The 1,665-nt window shown below is 54.6% G+C and carries 1 pseudogene; it reads left to right on the forward strand.

Going from position 1 to position 1,665, the window contains the following annotated elements:
- Positions 1–73: 73 nt before the first annotated feature.
- Positions 74–1,504, forward strand: a pseudogene (locus tag AC19YT_RS28165) (IS1182 family transposase).
- Positions 1,505–1,665 lie beyond the last annotated feature (161 nt).

The following is a 1,665-nucleotide window of genomic DNA, read 5'->3' on the forward strand; positions in this document are numbered from 1 at the left end:
GGCCCAGAGTGTGTAAAAACGCACCGGTAAACCCTTGCTATGATTTCCGAGAATCTCAGCGTATGGGACGCCCATGAAACGGTTTATCCAGGGTGAACACCGAGGTCAAAGCACCTTACTTCCCGAAAGCCTCGACGACTACGTCAGCGATACCAATCCGGTTCGGGTGGTTGACGTTTTCGTCGATGAACTCGACCTAGCCACGCTAGGTTTTGATGGCGTCATTCCAGCCGAAACCGGAAGACCGGCTTAGCACCCTTCGATCCTGCTGAAGATCTATATCTACGGCTATCTAAACCGCATTCAATCGAGCCGGCGTCTTGAGCGAGAAGCTCAGCGCAACGTCGAACTCATGTGGTTAACCGGGCGATTGATGCCCGATTTCAAGACCATCGCCAACTTCCGAAAAGATAACAGCAAGGCCATTCGCGGCGTCTGCCGCCAGTTCGTTTTGCTCTGCCAGCAGTTGGGGTTGTTTGGCGAAAACTTGGTTGCCATCGACGGCAGCAAATTCAAGGCAGTGAACAACCGTGACCGCAATTTCACCAGCGCCAAACTGAAGCGGCGTATGGAAGAAATCGAGGCGAGCATCAGCCGTTATTTGGCTGTGCTCGATGCGGCTGATCGACAGATTCCTAGCGCCTCCGCGCCAGACACTGCCAGCCTGGAAGATAAGATTGCCAAGCTAAAAGCGCATATGAAAGAGCTTCAAGGGATCGAAACTCAGCTCAACGATTCCCCTGATAAACAGGTTTCGCTGACCGACCCGGATGCCCGTTCGATGATGACGCGCGGCAGCGGTATCGTCGGCTACAACGTGCAGACGGCTGTCGATACGCAGCACCACCTGATCGTTGCTCACGAGGTCACCAACAGCGGTTCAGACCGCGACCAACTCAGTTCAATGGCGAAGCAGGCTCGTGAAGCCATCGGCGCAGAAACGCTGTCCGTGGTGGCTGACCGAGGCTACTTCAAGGGTGAAGAGATCCTTGCCTGTCACGACGCAAACATCACGGCCTACGTGCCTAAGCCAATGACTTCAAGCGCCAAGGCTGATGGCCGATTCAATAAAGATGCCTTCGTGTATGACCCGACGAAAAACGAATACACCTGCCCGGCGGGAGAGGCACTGATCTGGCGATTCTCCAGCGTTGAGAAAGGCATGAATATGCACTGTTACTGGAGTTCTAAGTGCCAGAGTTGTGCGCTGAAAACCCAGTGCACACCAAGCACAAATCGTCGAGTAAGGCGCTGGGAGCATGAAGCAGTGCTGGAGGAAATGCAGCGCCGGTTGAACCAAGCACCAGAGATGATGCGGGTTCGAAAACGGACTGTTGAGCATCCCTTCGGTACGCTCAAGCAATGGATGGGCGCAACGCACTTCCTGACCCGAAAGCTGAACGGGGTGAGTGCGGAGATGAGCTTGAATGTGCTCGCCTACAACTTGAAACGGGTGATGAAAATCATCGGCACCGAAGGCCTGTTGAAGGCGATGACGGCGTAAAAGCCCCAGCTTTTGCTGCTCCAAGAGGTGCCAAAGCGCTTCATAAACGCTCTGACGCGCTATTGGCGCTGATCGCGGCTATTTGCTTGGGAAACCGCCTCGCCCAGGAACACTGGGCTGAGGCACCCAAGATGCGAAAGTGTTTTTACACACTCTGGGCC

It is taken from the genome of Pseudomonas sp. MF08875 (assembly GCF_059862525.1).